Genomic DNA, 19,371 nt, shown 5'->3' on the forward strand with positions numbered 1-19,371 from the left:
AGCATCGCGCTGACATCCGCTCAGACGGCCTGCCCGGCAGCCCAGCCCGAAGCCCAGGCCCACTGGAAATTGTACCCCCCCAGCCAGCCGGTCACGTCCACACATTCGCCGATGAAGTACAGTCCGGGAATCTCCCGGGAGGCCATGGTCTTTGACTCGAGCGCGTGCGTATCGACTCCCCCGCGGGTCACTTCAGCCGTACGGTAACCCTCGCTGGCCGCCGGCTTCCAGACCATTGCCGTCAGCGCGGCCAGCAGCTCACGTTTCTGCGGGTCGGACAGGGACGCCGGTACCGGGTTGCCCAGAAAACTGGCGCACAATGCCTGGGCCAGGCGGCGGGGAAGCACCTCGGCCAGCAAGCTCTCGAGAGTCCGTCGCCGGTCCTCGCGGATCTTCTGCTCGAGCCATTCTCCCGGATTCAGGTCGGGAAGCCAGTTGATTTCCAGAGGGTCGCCATCCTGCCAGCAGGAGGAAATCTGCAGTACGGCCGGCCCGCTCAGTCCCCGGTGCGTGAACAACAGGTTTTCGCGAAAGCGAGAGCCATTGGCCGTCAGTGAGACGTCGCAGGACACCCCCGCCAGAGATTCACTGAATGACTTGAGGGCCCCACCCAGAGTCAATGGCACCAGCGCCGGCCGGGTGGGCACGACGGGCAGCCCGTACTGACGGGCGATCCGGTAGGCCAGTCCCGTGGCTCCCAGCTTGGGCAGGCTCAGTCCACCAGTGGCCAGTACCAGCCGATCACAGTCGAGGGATCCTCTGGCCGTGAAGATGCGGAACGGCCGCTGCCCCGTGATCTCCTGGACCTCCACCTCGGTACGCAACACGGCACCCGACTGCTCCAGGTCCGACAACAGGGCATCCAGCAGCTCCCGCGCACTGCCGTCGCAGAAAAGCTGACCCAGTTTCTTTTCGTGATACGCGATGCCGTGGGACCGGACCCACTCGATGAAGCGGGCCGGAGGATAGCGGCTGAGCGCCGATCGGCAGAAATGCGGGTTCGAGGAATGGTAGTTCTCGGCCCGGGCACCGGAGTTGGTGAAGTTGCAGCGCCCGCCCCCGGATACAAGGATCTTTCGCCCGACCTTGCTGCCGTGATCCAGCAGCAGTACCGAGCGGCCCCGACGTGCGGCCTCGATCGCGCAGAAAATACCCGCCGCGCCGGCACCGATCACGATCACATCCCATTGTTCAGTCGCCATGGGGGGTCCCTTTGCCATACACAGGCTGCTGCGCCGGGCGGTCGCCAAGCGCCGCGATGAACAGATCTTCCAGATCGCGTCCGGCGGCGGCTTCGCGCTGACGCTCTTCACGCGTCCAGCCCTTCACCCAGTGCCCATCGAGCAGCAGCAGCACACGGTCGCAATCCTTCTCGAGCTGACCGATCTGGTGCGAGCAGGCCAAGGCCGCCGCGCCCGCATCACACTGGGCACGCAGCTCGCGGCGCAGGGTCCAGGCGGAGAGCGGATCCAGACTGTTGAAGCTCTCATCCAGCAGCAGGAGGCGCGGACGGGGCATCAGGGCCAGCAGCAGAGCCAGTTTCTGCTTCATTCCCAGCGACCAGGTTTCCAGTGGCTCACCCAGTCGCTCGGCGAGCTCCACACGCGCAGCCAGCTCGATGGTCTCGGCCGGGATTCCGCCCAGTTGCCAAGCCTGGCTCCAGAGTTCCAGCAGCTGGTTGCCGCTGAGCGCGGGCGGCAGCTGATCCCCGTCGGGCACCGTGCCGGTATGCCGGCGGGCTTCCTTTGGTTCCAGCGACGGATCCAGCCCGGCGATGAATACGCTTCCCTGTGTCACGGGAAGGCGTCCCGAGATCGAACGAAGCAGAGTGGTCTTTCCGCTGCCGTTGGGACCGATCACACCCACCAGTTCGCCGGGCATGAGGACAAGATCCAGCCCATGCAGGACCGCCCGATTTCCCCGGCTCTGGTTGAGTTGATGCAGGACCAGCTGCGGTGTGTTGATTTCAGCAGGCATCGTGCTCCCGGACTTTGCGTGTACGGCGCCACAGTTGCAGGGTCGCCAGTACCGCCAGAACGGGCACCAGCGGGGGCAGCACCAAGAAGAAGGCCAGCGGAGGCAGCAGCCAGGCCATCGCCACCAGCAATTCGCGGTACTTGTGTCCATCGGCCACCAGATGCAGCAGCACGCCGGCGGCCGAGAGCAGCACCGCGACCAGCAGGCCCAGCAGTACGGCCAGCTGGGAAGCCGTGCCACCGGGCAGGGCGGCCAGCAGCATGGGCAGCCCCACCCGCAGCCCCAGACGCCACAGGGCTCGCCGGTGCTGGTGCAGGAAACCCGGTGTGTCCAATGGGACCAGCCGCAGCAGGGAGCGCCCCGCGTGGATTCTGGCCCAGGCAAGATTCAGCACGGCACTGCCCAGCAGCAGTGCCCAGAGAGCCTGGACCCATGTGCCGTCGGGCAGAAAGCTGAAAGCAAGAATCGGCAGGGCCGCCAGCAGGCCCAGCAGGAGGGGCGCGGGCTGGGGCGGAACCGTGACTCCCATGCCCGCGCGTGCCAGCAGGGCCCAGGGATCCTGATCTCGGCCGGGGTCCTGCGGGCTCGGTCGTGGCGACATTGGAACTGTGCGCGAATTGGTCGAGACGGCCGCCTCCCATCTGGACCAGGCCAGAAAAAGCATCACAGCCACCGACAGCAGCACCGGTTCCTGCGGAAGCAGAGGACGCGGATACCCATCGGTCCATGCCAGAGCCGCCAGGACCAGCATCAGGTCGCCCAGCAGCCGTCGCGCGGAATGCCCATGGGGCCTTCCCAGTACGCGCACGGAAGCCAGCACCCCCAGCACGGCCGCTCGCAGAAGCGCCGGGCCGAGCAGATCGGGACGCTGGATCAGAAAGGGGAAACTGCCGAGGCAGAGAGGAAGCCAGGCCAGCGGCGCCACGATGGCCAAGGTCTGGATCAGACGCTGCTGGTGAGGACTGAGGGGCCAACCGGCGGTCAGACCCTCGCGCTGCCAGACCTGGATCCAGCCCACAACCCGACGGGCAAGCACAAGAGTCGGCACCAGGGCCAGCACAAGCACCAGCAGGCGTCCGATGCGAGGATGCAGACCGGCCTGCTCCTGCAGCAGGGGCAATGCCAGCCCCAGGTAGGCCAGCAGGCAGGCCAGCAGGAACAGTCCCAGCAGGACCGCCCGCAGACTGGCGAAAGGCTCGGCAGCCATCCGCAGCAGAACCTGGCGGATCAGGGCCGCCAGCAGGTTCGCGTGCAGGCGCAGCGCCACACGGGCCTCCGTATACGAAATCGGGAAGATCATGGATATCCGCCAATTGCCTGAATGGCTCCAATGGCGGTGCTCTCCCGCCCGGCAGGCCAATGTAGGGATTGATCGGCGTTGCGGATGAAGGCTGCTTTAAACACCTTCTGCCGTTCTTTCGCGGCACCATGTAATACAACGAGCGACCCGGGTACCCGGCATGGACCTGACCATACTTTCCCCGACGGCGGACTGCGGTGGCAGCTGCCTCTACCTGAATCTTGATGGCACCGGCTTCCTGCTGGACGCCGGCTGCGACCTGTCGCGCACGGGCGAAGCCAGTCTGCCCGATCTGCGGCCCCTGGGCAACGCCCCGCTGGACTGGATTCTGCTGAGCCACGCCCATCTGGACCATTGCGGATCCTTGCCGGTCATCGCCCAGCGCTGGCCGGATGCCCGTGTGCTCTGCAGTCGCGCCACCTGGGAACTGGCCCGGCTCCAACTGGTGCGCCGGGCGGCCCTGATGGCCCGCGCCTGGGCCGAAGGCCAGAGCGGCGATTATCCCCTGTACGACGAGAATGAGATCGGCGAACTCGAATCGCGTGTCCAATTCATCGTCAACGGCCAACCGGAAGCACTGGCGGGCAGCTGGAATCCCTATCCCACTCAGGTCACCGCCTTCGATGCGGGGCACATTCTGGGCAGCCAGTCCTTTCTGCTCGAAGGCCGCGCGGGCAGTGCATTCCATACCGGTGACTCCTGCCTGCGGCCCCAGAGCGTGATCCAGGGCGCCGTACTTCCTGCGTCGGCCGATGTGGTAATCACGGGCACGACCCTGGCCTGGTCCGACTTTCACAACACGCTCAAGCGGCGCGACGAGATCAGCAGGCTGGCCCAGGCGATCAATGACGTCACGGCCATGGGCGGCAGCATTCTCCTGCCCGTCTTCAACCTGGGTCTGGCCCAGGAACTGCTCTTCGTGCTGCACATGCTCAAGAAGAAGGGGCGCATCCAGCCGATCCCGATCCACGTGGGGCCCGATGCCTGGAAGGTGGCGGCCATTTACGACCGCTTCGCTGCCGAGGATCGTCGTCTGCTGGAGGACTTCTCCTTCAGTGACACACTCGTGGATGTCTTCAGCGATGACCTGCTGGAACACTCGCCCGACCGGGGCAGCGAGATCTACCTTGTGGCCACGGGCATGCTGAGTCTGGGCTCATTGGCCCGTCGGCTCTTCAGGCGATTGGCACCCCATCCCGTGCACGGCGTGTTCTTCACCTCCCATTGTGCCAGTGGCACGCTGGGCAAGGCCGTGATCAAATCCCGCCAGGGCGACCTTCTGGACGTGGATGGCACCCCCGTGATGCGCCAGTGCCGCGTCGAGGAGTTCCACTTCACCTCGCACAGCACGCGCGACGAACTCCTGGACATGCTGGGGCGACTCTCCCCGGCCAAGGCCGTGCTGCTTCCCGGTCGCAAGGATTCACGGGAACGTCTGGCCCGGGAGATGGCCATTTCCCTGCCTTCCATCACCTGCCTGCTGCCGGAACCCGGCGAGGAAATCCCGCTGGTGGACTGACCGCCGCACGACTCAACCGGATTGCCGATGCCCCTGCTCGACCGCCAGATCGTACGCCAGATCATTCCACTGGCCGTACCGATGATCATTTCCCAGATGTCGCAGACCCTGGTGGGACTGGTGGACACCTGGATGGTGAGCCAGCTCGGTGTGGCCGCACTGGCCGCCACCGGGCTCTCGGGAGTCGCGGTCTGGATGGTGATGGGGTCCGCGGGCGAACTGTCCACGGGCACCCAGGTGATCACGGCCCGGCGCGCGGGCCAGGGGCGCGAGGCCGATGCGGCGCTCACCCTGCGTGAATCGCTGGCATTGGCAGTGCTGCTGGGGCTGGTGGTGGGTCTGCTGACCCACGCCCTGATTCCGGCCTGGTTCAACTGGATCCTCAAGAACCCGCAGGATCCTCTCTACGACGACTGTGTGATCTACAGCAGATTGCGCATGCTGGGTCTGCTGCCCTTCCTGCTGATCAGCAGCCTGCGCGGATACTTCAACGGTCTTGGCGACAGTCGGGAACACATGCGGATCGCGCTGGTGATCAACGCGGCCAATGTGGTGCTGAACTGGGTCTTCATCTGGGGACACCTGGGCTCGCCCGCGATGGGAGTGGCCGGTGCCGGACTGGCCAGCAGTCTCTCGACAGCCCTGGGCGCGCTGCTCTTTCTGGGGCGAATTCCCGCGCGCCGTGTCTTCACGGCACACGGAATGCACCTGCTGGGCCCCATCCGCTGGCCGGACATCCGTCAACTGGTATCCCTCTCGATGCCGGCGGCCATGCAGACCTTGCTGGCGATGGCGGGCTTCACCGTGTTCATTTCGCTGATGAATCACATCGGGACCACCGAAGTCGCGGCCACCAACCTGATCATCTCGATCATGAGCGTAAGCTTCATGCCGGGCTATGGCATCGGCATGGCCGCCAGCACCCTGATCGGCCAGAAGCTGGGGGCTGGCCTGCCCGGGCAGGCGCGTGAGGCGGGCGACATGGCCCAGCGGCTGGGCATGCTGCTGATGGGCTCGCTGGGAATTCTCTTTCTGCTGATGCCGGACCTGCTGTTGCGGGCCTTCAGCCAGGATCCGGGCGTCCTGGCGGCCGGTCGCGGCCCTCTGCGCCTGATGGGCGCGGTCCAGGCCTTCGACGCGCTGGCGATGGCCACCGCCGGCTGCCTGCGCGGCAGCGGGATGACCGTCTTCGTGGCCTGGTCGGAAATCGCGGTCAACTGGTTGTTCTTCATTCCCTTCACGTATGTCTGCGTCAAGATCTGGCAGACGGGCATCCTGCTGCCCTTTCTGGGGCTGGCGCTCTACCTGGTCCTGCTGGCGCTGATCCTGCAGTGGCAATGGCGGCGCGACCTCTGGCAACATCAGCGGGTCTGAACAGGCCCACGCTCCGGGCTGCATGTTCTGCATGCTTTCTCGGGCAGGCGGGTCCGTGCACGCCGCATTCCCTCAAGGCCGGATTCACTCGGGCAGGGAATTATGGTATCATGGGGGCCGGTCCGGCCTCACTCTGGATGCCGGATCCACCACAATCATACACCTGCGGTGTCGGCCCACGGTCCGGTCTCTCCAGGGGCGACCCTTGCCTGCCCGCGCCATCCCGACAACCGCCTCCCCCAATGGAAGGACGCGAGCATGTCCCTGGCGAAAATCATCTACACCATCACCGACGAAGCCCCCGCGCTGGCCACCCGTTCCTTGCTGCCCGTGATCCAGGCCTTCACCGGAGCCGCGGGAGTGGCCGTGGAGACCCGCGACATCTCGCTGGCGGCGCGCATCCTGGCCGCCTTTCCCGAGCGGCTGAGTGACGCACAGCGTACACCCGATGCCCTGGCCGAACTGGGTGCGCTGGCCCAGACGCCCGAGGCGAACATCATCAAGCTGCCCAATGTGAGCGCGTCGGTGCCCCAGCTGAAAGCCGCCATCGCCGAGCTGCGCAGCCAGGGTTTCGATCTGCCCGACTATCCCGAAGAAGCCACCGATGACGCTTCCCGCGAGCTGCGTGCACGCTATGCCAAGGCACTGGGCAGCGCGGTGAATCCCGTGCTGCGCGAAGGCAATTCCGACCGCCGGGTGGCCAGGGTGGTGAAGGACTTCGCCCAGAAACATCCTCACCGGATGGGCGCCTGGAGCGCCGACTCGAAAACCCATGTGGCACACATGGACGAGGGCGATTTCTACGGCAGCGAGCGCACACTGGTCTTTGGCGAGGCCGACACGGTGCAGATCGAGTTCCATGGCGAAGACGGCAGTACACGCATCCTTCGCCAAGGCCTGCGCATCCTTGAGGACGAAGTCCTGGATGGCGCCGTGATGAGCGCCCGGGCGCTGCGCGAGTTCTACGCCACCCAGATCGACGACGCGAAGAAGGAAGGCCTGCTGCTCTCGCTGCACCTGAAGGCCACCATGATGAAGGTCAGCGATCCGGTATTCTTCGGTTACTGCGTCACCGAATACTTCAAGCCCGTGTTCGAGAAGCATGCGGAGCTCTTCGAGTCCATCGGCGTGGATCCCGCCAACGGCATGGCCGATCTGGAAGCTCGCCTGGCCAGGCTGCCGGAAGAGCAGCGGGCGGCCATCCAGGCCGAGATCCAGGCGGTGTACGCCATGCGTCCTCCCCTGGCGATGGTGGATTCGGACCGCGGCATCACCAATCTGCATGTGCCCAGTGACATCATCATCGACGCCTCGATGCCCCCGATGATCCGGGACTCCGGCAAGATGTGGGGTCCCGACGGCAAGCTGCATGACACCAAGGCGATGATTCCCGACCGGTGTTACGCGGGCATCTACCAGGCCACCATCGATGATTGCAAGCGCCACGGAGCCTTTGATCCAGCCACCATGGGCAGCGTCTCCAATGTGGGGCTGATGGCCCAGAAGGCCGAGGAGTACGGCAGCCACGACAAGACCTTCAGGATCACGGCGCCCGGCACCGTGCGCGTGATCGGATCGGCCGGCACGGTCCTGATGGAGCACCCTGTTGACGAGGGTGACATCTGGCGTGCCTGCCAGACCAAGGATGCGGCGATCCGCGACTGGGTGAGACTGGCGGTCTCGAGGGCGCGCGCCACGAAGGTTCCCGCTGTGTTCTGGCTGGATCACATGCGCGCCCACGATGCGGCGCTCATCGCCAAGGTCGAAGGCTACCTGCACACCCACGACACCGATGGTCTGGAACTGAAGATCCTGGCCCCGGTGGACGCGATCCGCTTCTCGATGGAACGCGCCCGCCGCGGAGTGGACACGATTTCGGTCACGGGCAATGTGCTGCGTGACTTCCTGACCGACCTCTTCCCGATCATCGAACTGGGCACCAGCGCCAAGATGCTCTCGATCGTGCCCCTGCTGGCCGGAGGCGGTCTGTACGAGACCGGAGCCGGAGGCAGTGCGCCCAAGCACGTGCAGCAGTTCGTGGCCGAAGGTCACCTGCGCTGGGATTCACTGGGCGAGTTCCTGGCTCTGGCCGTGTCGATGGAAGATCTGGCCCAGAAACACAGCAATCCCCGCGCCGCCGTGCTGGCCGAGGCACTGAACACGGCCATCGGCAAGGTGCTGGAAAACCAGAAGTCCCCGAGTCGCAAGGTGCGCGAGCTGGACAACCGCGGCAGCCACTTCTATCTGTGTCTCTACTGGGCCCAGGCATTGGTGGCCCAGTCGAAGGATGCGGACCTGCGCGCTCGCTTCGGCCCCATCGCCAACGAACTGGCCGCGTCCGAGAGCACGATCCTGAGCGAACTGGAACAGGCCCAGGGCGCTCCGGTGGATCTGGGTGGCTACTACCATCCCGACAACACCAAGGCCGACGCGGCCATGCGCCCCAGCAGGACCTGGAACCGGATTCTGGCCACGCTGGCCTGATTTCAGCTGTTGCGACTGCGAACCAAACCGGGTTCCGTGCCACACGGAACCCGGTTCTTTTTGTCAGGGTGTCATCTGTGGACGCCGTGCCGCTGCCGAACGATCCGTGTGGCCGAGTTGGCTCAAACATTGAAGACCTCGTTCGCCAGTTGGCTGAAGGCACCGTGTCCCGAATTGGCACGGTTCGACTGGCAGCGTGGTCATGCGGCGTTCTCAATCGCCCTTGGAGAATGGGGCAAAGTGGTGGCGACCATCGCGGGACAACGGGATCACCATCTGCAGCTCTCGTTCAGGCAGGAAATCCTCGGAATGCTTGAACAATCCGGGCTTCAGCCCGACGAACGTTCCTGTGGGATTGACCCCATGGAATTGCTCCCCCGGGCATCGTGCCCCGGGCGCAACCAGGTCCGGGATGGGGTGGGCCCTTGGCCCTGGGCGTGACTCGGCGGGTGCCGTGCCCCCGATGAGAACTTCCGCCCCCTGCAGGCGGGCCTGTGGGGGGCGGATCGTTGGGAGACCGGTGCGGAATCCTGTGTGGTGGTCAGATCAGAAGCGGCCGGTTCCTGGTCGTATCGTATTCAGTTCAAATGGGGCTTGAATTCTTCCACCTTGACGCCCAGGCTGAGGGCAGCCTGGAGAGTCTGGGCATGATAGAGGAAGCGCTTGCAGAAACTGCGGCCTTCGTCGGTCATGGTATAGATGCTGGCGCCGGTGGCTTCGTCCTGGATCACGTAGCCCTGTTTGATGAACCATTCCAGAACCACCTTGGTCACGGGGTTCGAGAGTTCAAGATCTTCACGAGGGTCCATGGGTGATCTCCTGTATTGGCTGAATGACTCTGATTCTGCCAAATTGGTCGCAAGTCGCATGCCAGCCCGTCAAACCATTGATTTTGTTGGGGTCTGCTGGATTCCCTTGCTGGCAAAGCTCCGTCAGGGGGTTCGCCACGGTCGGGGGATGTCCAGAATCGGGCAGTGGCTCGGGTCATTCCGGTGCAGATGCACCAGGCTCTCTCAGCTCTGAGAGGGGCACAAGAAAAAGGTCTCCCTCCTCATTGGCAATCCGCAGCGCATCTCGGTCGAAACAGATCGCTTCGCACTGCCCCGCGTCGATGGGCAGCCAGCGTTGGCGTCCCGTGAACCAATTCTGCCCGGGCGCGCTGCGCTCGAATGTGTTGATGCTGTCGTAGGTCAGCACCACCAACAGTTTGCCATCCAGACTGATGTCCGCGGCGGTGACCTTGCCCTGGATCGGGAAACTTCCGATGTAGCTCAGCGGTGTGCAGTCCAGATCGGGGAGCGGATCCAGACGGTACAGGCGTGTATCACTGTCGCTGCGGTGTTTGGTCAGCAGGTGGATGGCGCCATCGGCCCAGAAAATGGCCTCGCAGTCGAAATTCTTCTGCTGGGGTGGAAAGCTCAGCTGGTCGGGAAAACGAAGTGCCAGCGTGCGCAGGGGGCGAGTCAGCACGGCCTCCCGCGGTGCGGGTTCGGGCACCACGTACACCACCAGATCCCGGCGCAGGTTGGCGTTGTTGCCCGTGTCCGCGATCAGCAGGTTGCCCATGTTGTCGCGACCGATGTCTTCCCAGTCGATGTTCAGCGCGGTGGGCAGCCGGATTCCCTGGTAGTCCCCGGCCCACTCAGGCTGCACCGTGTGACCTTTGCGATCCACCGGGAAAATGCGCGCCTCGTCGCCCGAGTCGTTGTGAACCCAGAACACTCCTTCCCAGAGGAACGAGGGCACGATGCCCGAGCATTCGTTGAGCGCGGGATGATCGAAATGTCCCACGGGCACCAGCTTGATTGGCTCCACACCTGCTCCCGAACACAGTCCGGCAATGCAGAGGCCCAGACAGAGGGCGGCTGAAGTGTACACGATCTCACCTCCATGATTGGGTGGATTCCGGGTGGCAGCGATGCCCGGCCGGGGATCAGGCTCCCAGCAGCACGAGAGAGCGTGATTCGATCAGGATCCGGCCCGCAGTCTTCAGTGCACGCCCTTTTCGTGGGTCAGGGCAGGCCGGCAGTCCGTCGTTGGTGTCCAGCAGAACCCGCCAGCCCGTCGTGTCGGGAGCGGGCGGCAACTCGAACTCGAGGGCCTTGCTCCAGAAGTTGAGTGCCAGGTACAGATCCACCGCATTGCCCTTCAGGTGCAGACGTTCAGCCATGCGCCGGCCATTGAGCTGGCAGGCCAGAGTGTGGGAGCGGGGACCGAAATCAGGGGCCCCCGGTGTCACACCATGCCACTGGATTTCGGAGTCCGGGCCGGTGGCGAAGAATTGCTGACGGCGAAGCATGGGATGCAGGCGGCGCAGCTCGAGCAAAGAGCGGGTGTAGGCAAACAGGTCCGCATTGTCCTTCAGCAAGTTCCAGTCCACCCAGGAAATGTCATTGTCCTGGCACCAGGCATTGTTGTTTCCGCCCTGGCTGCGGCCGAACTCATCACCGGCCAGCAGCATCGGCACACCCTGCGAAAGCAGCAGCAGTGCCAATCCGTTGCGTTGCTGGCGCAGACGCAAGCCTTCGATGACCGGGTCGTCGCTGGGACCTTCGACGCCCCAGTTGCAGCTGTGCTCGTGGTTGTTGCCGTCGCGGTTGTCTTCGCCATTGGCCGTGTTGTGCTTCTTCTCGTAACGCACCAGATCGGCCAGGGTGAAGCCGTCGTGAGCGGTGATGAAGTTGATCGAGTGCATGGGGCTGCGGCCGCTGGGGCCATAGAGATCCGCGCTGCCCGTGATGCGCGAGGCCACGGCCCCGATCTGCCCCTCCTCACCGCGCAACAGGCGCCGCAGGGAATCACGGAACTGTCCGTTCCACTCGGCCCAGCGTCCCCAGTTGGGAAAACTGCCCACCTGGTACAGACCGCGGGCGTCCCAGGCTTCGGCAATCAGTTTGGTGTCGGCCAGTACCGGATCCAGCGCGATCGCCTCGAGCACGGGAGGATTCTCCAGCACGCGCCCGCTTGAATCACGCCCCAGAATCGAGGCCAGATCGAAACGGAAGCCATCCACGCCCATTTCGCAGACCCACCAGCGCAGACACTCCAGCACATACTGGCGCACCAGGGGATGGTTGCAGTTGAGCGAGTTTCCGCAGCCCGAGAAATCCAGATCGTGACCCGCCGCGTCCACCATGTACCAGAGACGGTTGTCCATGCCCCGGAAGTGGATCACGTGCTCGGGGTCGTTGCGCTCGCCACTGTGATTGAAGACCACATCCAGGAAGAGCTCGATGCCCGCTCCGTGCAGCGCGTCGGCCAGCTGGCGGAACTCGTCCACCGAATCCAGCGGGTCGCCCGTTGACGAATAGCTGGCTTTGGGAGCGAAAAATGCCAGCGGATCGTAGCCCCAGTAGTTGCCGAGTGCCTCGCCCGTGAGCGGGTTGAAGCGGGGATTGTCCCGGTGATCGAAATCCGCCACCGGCAGCAGCTCGATGGCCGTGACACCCAGATCCTTCAGGTAGGGAATCTTCTCGATCAGCCCCAGCCAGCTGCCCGGATGGCTCACGCCCGAACTGGGATGCCGCGTGAATCCCCGGGTGTGCAGCTCGTAGATCACGGTTTCGTGCAGCGGATGACGCGGGCGATCCTTGTGCTGCCAGGTGTACGGGCGAACCGGAAACAGGCCACGCCAGCTTTCACCGGGGGTGTCGGGCAGCCGTGCGGCCTTGGCCCAGGGATCCAGCAGATTGCGACCCGGAAGCTCCAGCTGCCCCGGAGCCGGAGGCACGTCCGTGACTCCGCGCACACGCCAGCTGTAACACACCGGCTCGCGCAGGCCAGTGACCGCCAGATGCCAGACTTCGCCGGTGCGGTGCCAGCGGGGGTCCAGCTCGATCAGCATTCTGTCCGTTCCGCTTTCGGCATCGGAGAGCACCAGACAGACCTGACTGGCTCGTCGGGCGGGCAGGCTGAAGTTGGTCGCGGGACCACAGCGTGACACTCCCAGGGGCTGGGGATGCCCGATGACAACGGTCACTCCGCTGAACTCAGCGATGATCGGACCTGGATCCGCCAGCAGATGAATATGATGGGTCATGTGTCTGCTTTCGTTCCGGGCGAGGCGGACAGGTCCGGTCGGCTCCGCATGGGGATGTCAGTCACGCTGCAGAAACTGGGACAGGGCGCGCACCATGGCGTCATGATCCAGCACGCCCGCCGTCTCGCGGATGCTGTGCATCGAGAGCATGGGGTTGCCCACATCCACCGTGCGCACTCCCAGCCCGGACTCGCTGAGCGGACCGATGGTACTGCCACAGGCCAGGTTGCCATGGTGCACATAGTGCTGGAACGGGACACCCGCCTCGCCGCAGAGCAACTGGAACCAGACGTCGCCCACGGCGTCGGTGGCATAGCGCCGGTTGGGATTGAACTTGATCACGGGCCCGCCGTTCAGCCGCACCCGGTGCAGGTCCTCGTAGACTTCGGGCCGGTTGGGGTGAAAGGCATGGGCCATGTCCACGCTCACCTGCCAACTGTTGGCCAGGGCCCGCTGCAGGCTTTCGGGGCCGGGGTCGATGCGTTGGCAAAGCCTTTGCAGCACATCCCGCAGGAAGGCGCCGTCGGCGCCCCGCGAACTGCGGCTGCCCACTTCCTCGTGATCGAAGAGGCTGATCACGCAGGTCTGCTCCATTGGCCGTGTGCGTGTGACACATCCACAGAGTGCCAGCAGGGCCGCATGGCACGAGGCCAGGTTGTCCAGCCGGGGGCTGTTGATGAATTCATTGCCGAACCCGGAAAAGCTGGCGGGCTGACAGTCGGCCACGTTCAGTTCCCAGGCCAGAATCCGCTCCGGCTCGACACCCGCCTCCCTGGCCAGAATGCCCAGCCAGGTGCTGCGGGCGTCGTGTCCCAGTGGCAACAGTCCGGCCAGCAGACTGAGGTGCTTCTGCTTGTCCAGTACCAGCCCATTGGTGTTGACGTCGCGATCCATGTGGATCGCCAGGCTGGGCACTTGTACCACGGGTCGGCCGAAGCGCAGCAACATGGGTTCGGGTTCACCGCCTTCGCTGTCGGGCGCCAGCAGCAGGCGTCCGGCCAGATCCAGGTCGCGGTCCACGAAGGTGGCCAGAATGGGCCCTCCGTAGACATCCACGGCCAACTTGAGCATGCCCTCGACCTCGCTGGTCGGACGTGGCTTGATCCGCAGAGTGGGTGAATCGGTGTGCGCGCCTATCAGGCGGAACCCGGCACTGCCCGGACTCTTCTCGCCGACCACGAAGGCCACCAGCGAGGAGCCGTTGCGGATCACATAACGTGCTTCCCCGGGCCGCGGATCCCAATCCTCACCTTCGACAAGGGGCTGGAATCCCAGTGCGCCCAGCATCTGGCAGGCAGTGTGAACCACGTGCCACGGACTGGGACCTGAATCCAGGAATGCCAGCAACTGGCTGGCGCGCTCGAGTACATGTTGGGACATGGTGCCATATCCTCGTGCTTAGAGAGCCTTGGAGAACCAGAAACACATGCCCATTTCCATGGGGTGGTCCAGGTAGTCGTGGTTGGGCAGAACACGCAGTCTCAACTGGCTGTCGGCCAGATGCTCACCCCGGTAGTTGAGCGTGTACACATATTCACCCGGCTCTCCCGAAGGACCTTCGAGTACGGCGGGAATCGAGAGGGTGTCGCCATTGCGCTGCTGGTGCAGCTCGACCCGGACATCGGCCGGATTGAGCAGACCGAGGTAGAGGCCCGCCTTGAACTGCACCTTCTCCGCATCGCGGTGGGCATCGAGGAAGGTATCGGTCATGTGATACCAATAGGCCTGCAGCCGGGTCTTCCACTCCACGAAGGCGTGCACGCGGCCCCAGTTCTCGCTCTGGGCCTTCAGCCCCTTGCGCAGTGCGGGTCCGTAATAGAGGTCCATGTAATCCCGCAGCATGCGCTGGGTGCTGTAGACGGGCACCAGGCTCTGCATGCTGGCTTTCATCACGTCAACCCAGCCAGTGGGCAGGCCATCCTCGCCCAGTTTGTAGAACAGCGGAATGATCTGCTTCTCCAGCAACTGGTACTGGCTGCGTACGTCGTAGTAGTCCTGGATCCGGTCGTCGCCATAGTCCTTGTCGCGACCGATCTTCCAGCCATTGCGCGGGGACTCGCTGTACCCCTCGACCCACCAGCCGTCCAGGATCGAGAAGTTGACACCGCCGTTGGGGGGCACTTTCTCGCCGCTGGTTCCCGAGGCTTCCAGGGGGCGGCGCGGATTGTTCATCCAGATGTCCACGCCCTGCACCAGGCGGGCGGCCAGTTCCATGTCGTAGCCTTCGAGCAGGATCACACGCCCGTGGAAGCGTTCCATGAGCGACACTTCGTGGATCCGGCGAATCATTTCCTGCCCGGGCAGATCAGCCGGGTGGGCCTTGCCCGCGAAGATGAAGGTCACGGGCTGCTCGGGGTGATTCACCATCCGATCCAGGCGGTCCAGATCGCTGAAGAGCAGGTCGGCACGCTTGTAGGTGGCGAACCGCCGGGCGAAACCGATGGTGAGACTCGCCGGGGCCAGTCGCTCCACCATGTGCGGCCAGTTGACGCCGGTGCCCTCGAAGCGACGCTTGAGACCGGCCGCGATCACATCGTAGAGCCGTGTCTTGAGGCTCAGATGACGCGACCAGATGTCGCTGTCGGGCACGTCCTGAATCACTTGCCAGGCTTCCGGGTTCTCCAGCTTCTGCTCCCAGTCGGCACCCACGTGCTGCACGAAAAGCTCACGGAACTCGTCGCTGAGCCAGGTGCCGGTGTGGATTCCGTTGGTCACATGGCCGATCGGGGTCTCGGCGATCGGTACCTGGTGCCAGAGGTGGTGCCACATCTTGCGGCTGACATCCCCGTGCAACTGCGACACGCCATTGGCGAAGCGACTGAGCCGGATCGCCAGCGCAGTCAGTGAGAAGAACTTGTAGCCGTTCTTCTCGGTGAGTGTGCCCAGGTCCAGCAGAGCATGGAAGTCCATCCCGTGGTGCTCGCACCAGGGCTGGAAGTAACTGTGGAACAGGGGCAGCATGAAGGCTTCGTTGCCGGCGGACACCGGAGTGTGGGTAGTGAAGATGGTGCTGGCCGCCACGGCCTCGACGGCTTCGACGAAACCCATGCCCGTCGCGAGGTGCTCGCGCACACGCTCCACCGCCATGAAGGCACTGTGTCCCTCGTTCATGTGCCAGACATCGGGGGTCAGGCCCAGGGCCCGCAGCGCACGCACGCCGCCCACCCCCAGCACAATCTCCTGACGTATGCGCGTATCACGATCCCCGCCGTAGAGCTGCCATGTCAGGGGGCGCTGCTCCCAGGTATTCTCCTCCGTGTCACTGTCCAGCAGCAGCAGGCGCGTGTTGCCTATGGCGACTTCCCAGAGCTGGAGTACCAGTTCACCCTCGGGCATGTCCACCTTGAGCTTGAGGGGCGAGCCATCGGCATTCAGCACCTGGCGCACGGGCAGCCTGGCCGGGTCGAGGGTGTCCATGCGGGCCACCTGCTGGCCGTGTTCGTTGATGCGCTGGGTGAAGTAGCCCTGACGGTAGAACAGCCCCACGCAGACCAGGGGCAGTCCGTGATCGTGGGCGCTCTTGGTGTGATCGCCCGAAAGCACGCCCAGACCTCCCGAATAGATCGGCAGGCTCTGGTGAATGCCGTACTCGGCGCTGAAATAGGCCAGCACGCGCCCGCGGAACTCCTCGGGGCAGCGCTCATGTGACGCGGCCAGCTCGTCGGCCAGATTCTTCTCCGCCGCGACCAGCTGCTTCTGGAAGGCCTTGTCGGCATCCAGGGCCGCCAGCTGCTCGTCACCAAGGGCGTGCAGACCGGCAACCGGATTGTGAATGAAATCCGCGTCCGCGGGCGATATCGAGGCCAGAAAGTCCCGCAGGGCGGGGCGCCAGACCCAGACCAGGTTGCTGGCGATTGCATGCAGTCGGGTGCGCAGTTCAGTGCCTGTGGTCACCGGATTCTCCTCCATGGATCTCCGGACACCGTGGCGGGCCGGATCGTTCGTGTCGTTCCAATCCCCGCGCAGCGGGGCATCGTTGCCGTGACTGTTCCTGTTCCGGGAATCGGGTCCGGAGCGCCGGAATCAGCGGCGGGGTCCCAGCACCAGCTGGTTGATCACAAGGGTTGTCAGGGACAGCAGCAGCGCCCCGATGAATGCCGACCTGACCTCGAAGCCGTTGACCAGCCAGTCGGTCATGCGCAGGCAGAGGGCATTGACCACGAGAGTGAACAGCCCCAGACTGAGAATGTTTATCGGCAGGGTCAGCACCAGCAGTACCGGCCGCACCAGCAGATTGATGCCCGTGAGCACGAGTGCGGCCGCCACCTGGGGCAGCCAGCCCTGGGCCGTCATGCCCGAATAGATCTGCACGACCACCAGGACCGCGAAAAAGGTGACCAGGGCCTGTCGTCCCAGCGGGCTCACGGCTGCTCCTCCTTCACCTTGTCCGGCTCACGGGCCAGACATTCCAGCAGCTGCGGCATGGCCCGTTCCATGCAGGTCCGGCCTGACTGGTAGTGGCGGCGCATGGCGCCCACCGAGTGAAAACGCAGAATCTCGCGCCATTGGCTGAAACACAGCGGGCACTGGGCGAAGGGTTCGATGACCACATCGCTGTGCTGGCGGAACAGGCGATAGCGCTCGTTCACGATGGGCAGATAGATCGAGCGATAGGCCACTTCCAGAAAGGTCCGGATTTCCGTGGAGGGCACGCTGGTGTCCATTTCAAGACTGCTGGTGAGCACCACGCCTTCAGGACCCACCAGGGTGCGGCAGACGTCGGCGGGCACATTGTTGGTCACGCCGCCATCGCCATAGACCAGATCGCCGATCGGAACCGGCGCATAGACTCCGGGCAATGCGCAGGACGCCAGGGCCACCGTGATCGTATCCCCCTCGCAGACCACCACGGGGCGCGCGCGCACCAGATCGGTCACCATCACGTGCAGAGGCACCTGCAGATCTTCCAGCCGCTCCGGCACGTTGAAGTGCCTGAGCAGGCGGATCATGTTGCGCTGGGAGAACAGGCCCCCGTGTTTCAGGCTGGGGGTGAACCAGCCCCAGCGAAAGGGCGACTGGTCCAGCTTGCGGCGTATCTCCCGGGGAGTGATTCCGCTGGCCAGCAGGATGCCCAGCAGGGTGCCCGTGGAGGAACTGGTGATCAGGTCCGGGCGCAGTCCGTTGTCCAGCAGTGTCTGATACACTCCCAGATGGGCCAGGCAGCGCACGCCGCCACCTCCTAGAACCAGACCGAGTTGCCGTTTCATCCCTCTCCGGGGCAGGTGCTATGAATGTATGGATCGTCCAGCGGGTCGCTCCGCGGATCGCCCGGTGCGGGCTGCCTCACCCATCGGTTCCAGGCTGTGGGTTCCTGCCCGGACCGGTCGGATGCAGGGCTCAACATCGCATTGACGCTTTCAAGGGGCAAGCTGACGCTCCCGTCATCCCGGCGGGCTTTCATACCTTGGGGGCCGTTGTTTCAAAGGAGGATTCCATGCATCGCCCTCTGGTTCCCGAATACATCGAACGGCTGGTCCCCTACAAGGCCGGACGCCCCATTGACGAGGTCAAGCGCGAGCTGGGCCTGGAAACCGTTTACAAACTGGCATCCAACGAGAATCCGCTGGGCCCCAGCCCCATGGCCATCGACTCGCTCAAGGCCAGCCTGGGCGAGCTGCACCGCTACCCGGCCATCGGCACCCTGCCACTGCGGGAAGCTCTGGCCGAGCGCTTCGGACTGGGTCCGGACAACGTGATCGCGGGTTCGGGCAGCGAGAGCATCATGGCCAACATCATGCGCACCTTCCTGGAGCATGACGACGAAGTGCTGACCTCCGAGGGCACCTTCGTGGGCTTCTACGTGCTCACCAACAGCCGTGGCGTGAAGCTGAACACCGTGCCGCTGAAGGACTACCACTTCGACCTGGAGGCCCTGGCCGAGGCGATTGGCGAGCGCACGCGCATCGTCTATCTGGCCAACCCCAACAATCCCACGGGCACGATCTTCACCCGGGCGGAATTCGATGTGTTCATGAAACGCGTGCCCGAGCATACCCTGATCATCCTGGACGAGGCCTACATCGAATTCGTCGATGCGGCCGACAGTTATCCGGACAGCCTGCTCTATCGCTACGACAACGTGATCACGCTGCGCACCTTCTCCAAGGCCTATGGGCTGGCCGGGCAGCGTATCGGCTATGGCTTCGCGGCGGCACCGCTGATTCACAATCTGCTGAAGGTGAAACTGCCGTTCGAACCGTCCATTCCGGCAGCGGCGGCCGGGCTGGGTGCCCTGGAAGACCATGATTTTCTGGCGCGCACCCTGGCACTGGTTCAGCGTGAGAAGCCCCGGATGGAAGCCGCTTTTGCCGCCAAGGGCTGGCGCACACTTCCCTCGCAGGCCAATTTCCTGATGTGCCCGATGGACTCCGATGCCGAGGCGGCAAAGTTCACCCAGTACTGTCTGGAACGGGGGGTCATCATTCGGCCATTGCCGGCGTTCGGGCTTCCGCATTGTGTGCGTGTGACCTTTGGGCTCGAGATCGAGAATGAGGCGTTTTTCAGGATTCTCAAGAGCTACTGATCGGGTGTGATCCACGTTGGTTTTGATTGCCGGAGTCTCGCTGTGGGGCTCCGGTTTTTTGTGCCATCAGGCGTGTGGCGGGGCAATTCCCACCTTTTCTTTGGTCTGGGGCCCAAAGAAAAGGTGGGGCCAAAAGAAAGGCCCTCAGGGGTGGC

General features: G+C 64.2%; 14 protein-coding genes. 4 read left to right on the forward strand and 10 right to left on the reverse strand.

The annotated features are described in order from the left end of the window. Positions 1 to 20 precede the first annotated feature (20 nt). From H6678_01755 to H6678_01765, 3 genes are read right to left on the reverse strand one after another with little or no spacing between them, the layout of a single operon-like run. Positions 21 to 1,202 carry an NAD(P)/FAD-dependent oxidoreductase gene (locus tag H6678_01755; protein MCB9472514.1) on the reverse strand — a complete coding sequence of 394 codons (1,182 nt, stop codon included), beginning with the start codon at positions 1,200 to 1,202 and terminating at the stop codon, positions 21 to 23. Further along, a complete protein-coding gene (locus H6678_01760) occupies positions 1,192 to 1,977 on the reverse strand; it encodes an ABC transporter ATP-binding protein (protein MCB9472515.1) in 786 nt (261 codons plus the stop codon). The genes H6678_01755 and H6678_01760 overlap by 11 nt, the downstream gene beginning before the upstream one ends. Continuing rightward, positions 1,967 to 3,277, reverse strand: coding sequence for a hypothetical protein (locus tag H6678_01765; protein MCB9472516.1), 1,311 nt, complete (start codon positions 3,275 to 3,277; stop codon positions 1,967 to 1,969). The genes H6678_01760 and H6678_01765 overlap by 11 nt, the downstream gene beginning before the upstream one ends. A gap of 160 nt (positions 3,278 to 3,437) precedes the next feature. Here H6678_01765 and H6678_01770 point away from each other — a divergent pair, with 160 nt between their 5' ends. The 3 genes from H6678_01770 to H6678_01780 all read left to right on the forward strand — a co-directional run bounded on the left by H6678_01770 (position 3,438) and on the right by H6678_01780 (position 8,654). After that, on the forward strand, positions 3,438 to 4,796 hold the full coding sequence (locus H6678_01770) for an MBL fold metallo-hydrolase (protein MCB9472517.1): 1,359 nt from the start codon (positions 3,438 to 3,440) through the stop codon (positions 4,794 to 4,796). Positions 4,797 to 4,823: 27 nt separating this feature from the next. Then, positions 4,824 to 6,170, forward strand: coding sequence for an MATE family efflux transporter (locus H6678_01775; protein MCB9472518.1), 1,347 nt, complete (start codon positions 4,824 to 4,826; stop codon positions 6,168 to 6,170). 258 nt (positions 6,171 to 6,428) lie between these two features. Beyond that, positions 6,429 to 8,654: an NADP-dependent isocitrate dehydrogenase gene (locus tag H6678_01780; protein ID MCB9472519.1), complete on the forward strand. Its 2,226-nt coding sequence runs from the start codon at positions 6,429 to 6,431 to the stop codon at positions 8,652 to 8,654. Positions 8,655 to 9,232: 578 nt separating this feature from the next. On the opposite strand, the gene H6678_01785 is transcribed toward H6678_01780, so the two are convergent. The 7 genes from H6678_01785 to H6678_01815 form a co-directional block, all read right to left on the reverse strand. Further along, positions 9,233 to 9,463 carry a hypothetical protein gene (locus H6678_01785; GenBank protein ID MCB9472520.1) on the reverse strand — a complete coding sequence of 77 codons (231 nt, stop codon included), beginning with the start codon at positions 9,461 to 9,463 and terminating at the stop codon, positions 9,233 to 9,235. 175 nt (positions 9,464 to 9,638) lie between these two features. Further along, complete coding sequence (locus tag H6678_01790; GenBank protein MCB9472521.1) at positions 9,639 to 10,532, reverse strand: hypothetical protein; 894 nt, start codon at positions 10,530 to 10,532, stop codon at positions 9,639 to 9,641. Positions 10,533 to 10,587: 55 nt separating this feature from the next. Next, positions 10,588 to 12,693 (reverse strand): glycogen-debranching protein, encoded by a 2,106-nt coding sequence (locus H6678_01795; GenBank protein MCB9472522.1) that lies wholly within the window; start codon positions 12,691 to 12,693, stop codon positions 10,588 to 10,590. Between the two features lie 57 nt (positions 12,694 to 12,750). Then, a complete protein-coding gene (locus H6678_01800; protein MCB9472523.1) occupies positions 12,751 to 14,073 on the reverse strand; it encodes a M18 family aminopeptidase in 1,323 nt (440 codons plus the stop codon). An 18-nt stretch (positions 14,074 to 14,091) separates the two neighbouring features. Beyond that, a complete protein-coding gene (glgP, locus tag H6678_01805) occupies positions 14,092 to 16,587 on the reverse strand; it encodes an alpha-glucan family phosphorylase (GenBank protein ID MCB9472524.1) in 2,496 nt (831 codons plus the stop codon). Positions 16,588 to 16,716: 129 nt separating this feature from the next. Then, complete coding sequence (locus H6678_01810; protein MCB9472525.1) at positions 16,717 to 17,058, reverse strand: phage holin family protein; 342 nt, start codon at positions 17,056 to 17,058, stop codon at positions 16,717 to 16,719. Then, positions 17,055 to 17,900 carry a patatin-like phospholipase family protein gene (locus H6678_01815; GenBank protein MCB9472526.1) on the reverse strand — a complete coding sequence of 282 codons (846 nt, stop codon included), beginning with the start codon at positions 17,898 to 17,900 and terminating at the stop codon, positions 17,055 to 17,057. Before H6678_01815 ends, H6678_01810 begins: the two co-directional genes overlap by 4 nt. A gap of 227 nt (positions 17,901 to 18,127) precedes the next feature. Here H6678_01815 and H6678_01820 point away from each other — a divergent pair, with 227 nt between their 5' ends. After that, a complete protein-coding gene (locus H6678_01820; protein ID MCB9472527.1) occupies positions 18,128 to 19,216 on the forward strand; it encodes a histidinol-phosphate transaminase in 1,089 nt (362 codons plus the stop codon). Positions 19,217 to 19,371: the final 155 nt, after the last annotated feature.

It is taken from the genome of Candidatus Delongbacteria bacterium, from assembly GCA_020634015.1.
Taxonomy (GTDB): Bacteria; CAIWAD01; CAIWAD01; order CAIWAD01; family CAIWAD01; genus JACKCN01.

What these genes read in the sequence shown, in the direction of transcription:
- H6678_01755 (MCB9472514.1), bottom strand. Translation starts at nt 1,202, where the DNA reads ATGGCGACTGAACAATGGGATGTGATCGTGATCGGTGCCGGCGCGGCG.
- H6678_01760 (MCB9472515.1), bottom strand. Translation starts at nt 1,977, where the DNA reads ATGCCTGCTGAAATCAACACACCGCAGCTGGTCCTGCATCAACTCAAC.
- H6678_01765 (MCB9472516.1), bottom strand. Translation starts at nt 3,277, where the DNA reads ATGATCTTCCCGATTTCGTATACGGAGGCCCGTGTGGCGCTGCGCCTG.
- H6678_01770 (MCB9472517.1), top strand. Translation starts at nt 3,438, where the DNA reads ATGGACCTGACCATACTTTCCCCGACGGCGGACTGCGGTGGCAGCTGC.
- H6678_01775 (MCB9472518.1), top strand. Translation starts at nt 4,824, where the DNA reads ATGCCCCTGCTCGACCGCCAGATCGTACGCCAGATCATTCCACTGGCC.
- H6678_01780 (MCB9472519.1), top strand. Translation starts at nt 6,429, where the DNA reads ATGTCCCTGGCGAAAATCATCTACACCATCACCGACGAAGCCCCCGCG.
- H6678_01785 (MCB9472520.1), bottom strand. Translation starts at nt 9,463, where the DNA reads ATGGACCCTCGTGAAGATCTTGAACTCTCGAACCCCGTGACCAAGGTG.
- H6678_01795 (MCB9472522.1), bottom strand. Translation starts at nt 12,693, where the DNA reads ATGACCCATCATATTCATCTGCTGGCGGATCCAGGTCCGATCATCGCT.
- H6678_01800 (MCB9472523.1), bottom strand. Translation starts at nt 14,073, where the DNA reads ATGTCCCAACATGTACTCGAGCGCGCCAGCCAGTTGCTGGCATTCCTG.
- H6678_01815 (MCB9472526.1), bottom strand. Translation starts at nt 17,900, where the DNA reads ATGAAACGGCAACTCGGTCTGGTTCTAGGAGGTGGCGGCGTGCGCTGC.
- H6678_01820 (MCB9472527.1), top strand. Translation starts at nt 18,128, where the DNA reads ATGCATCGCCCTCTGGTTCCCGAATACATCGAACGGCTGGTCCCCTAC.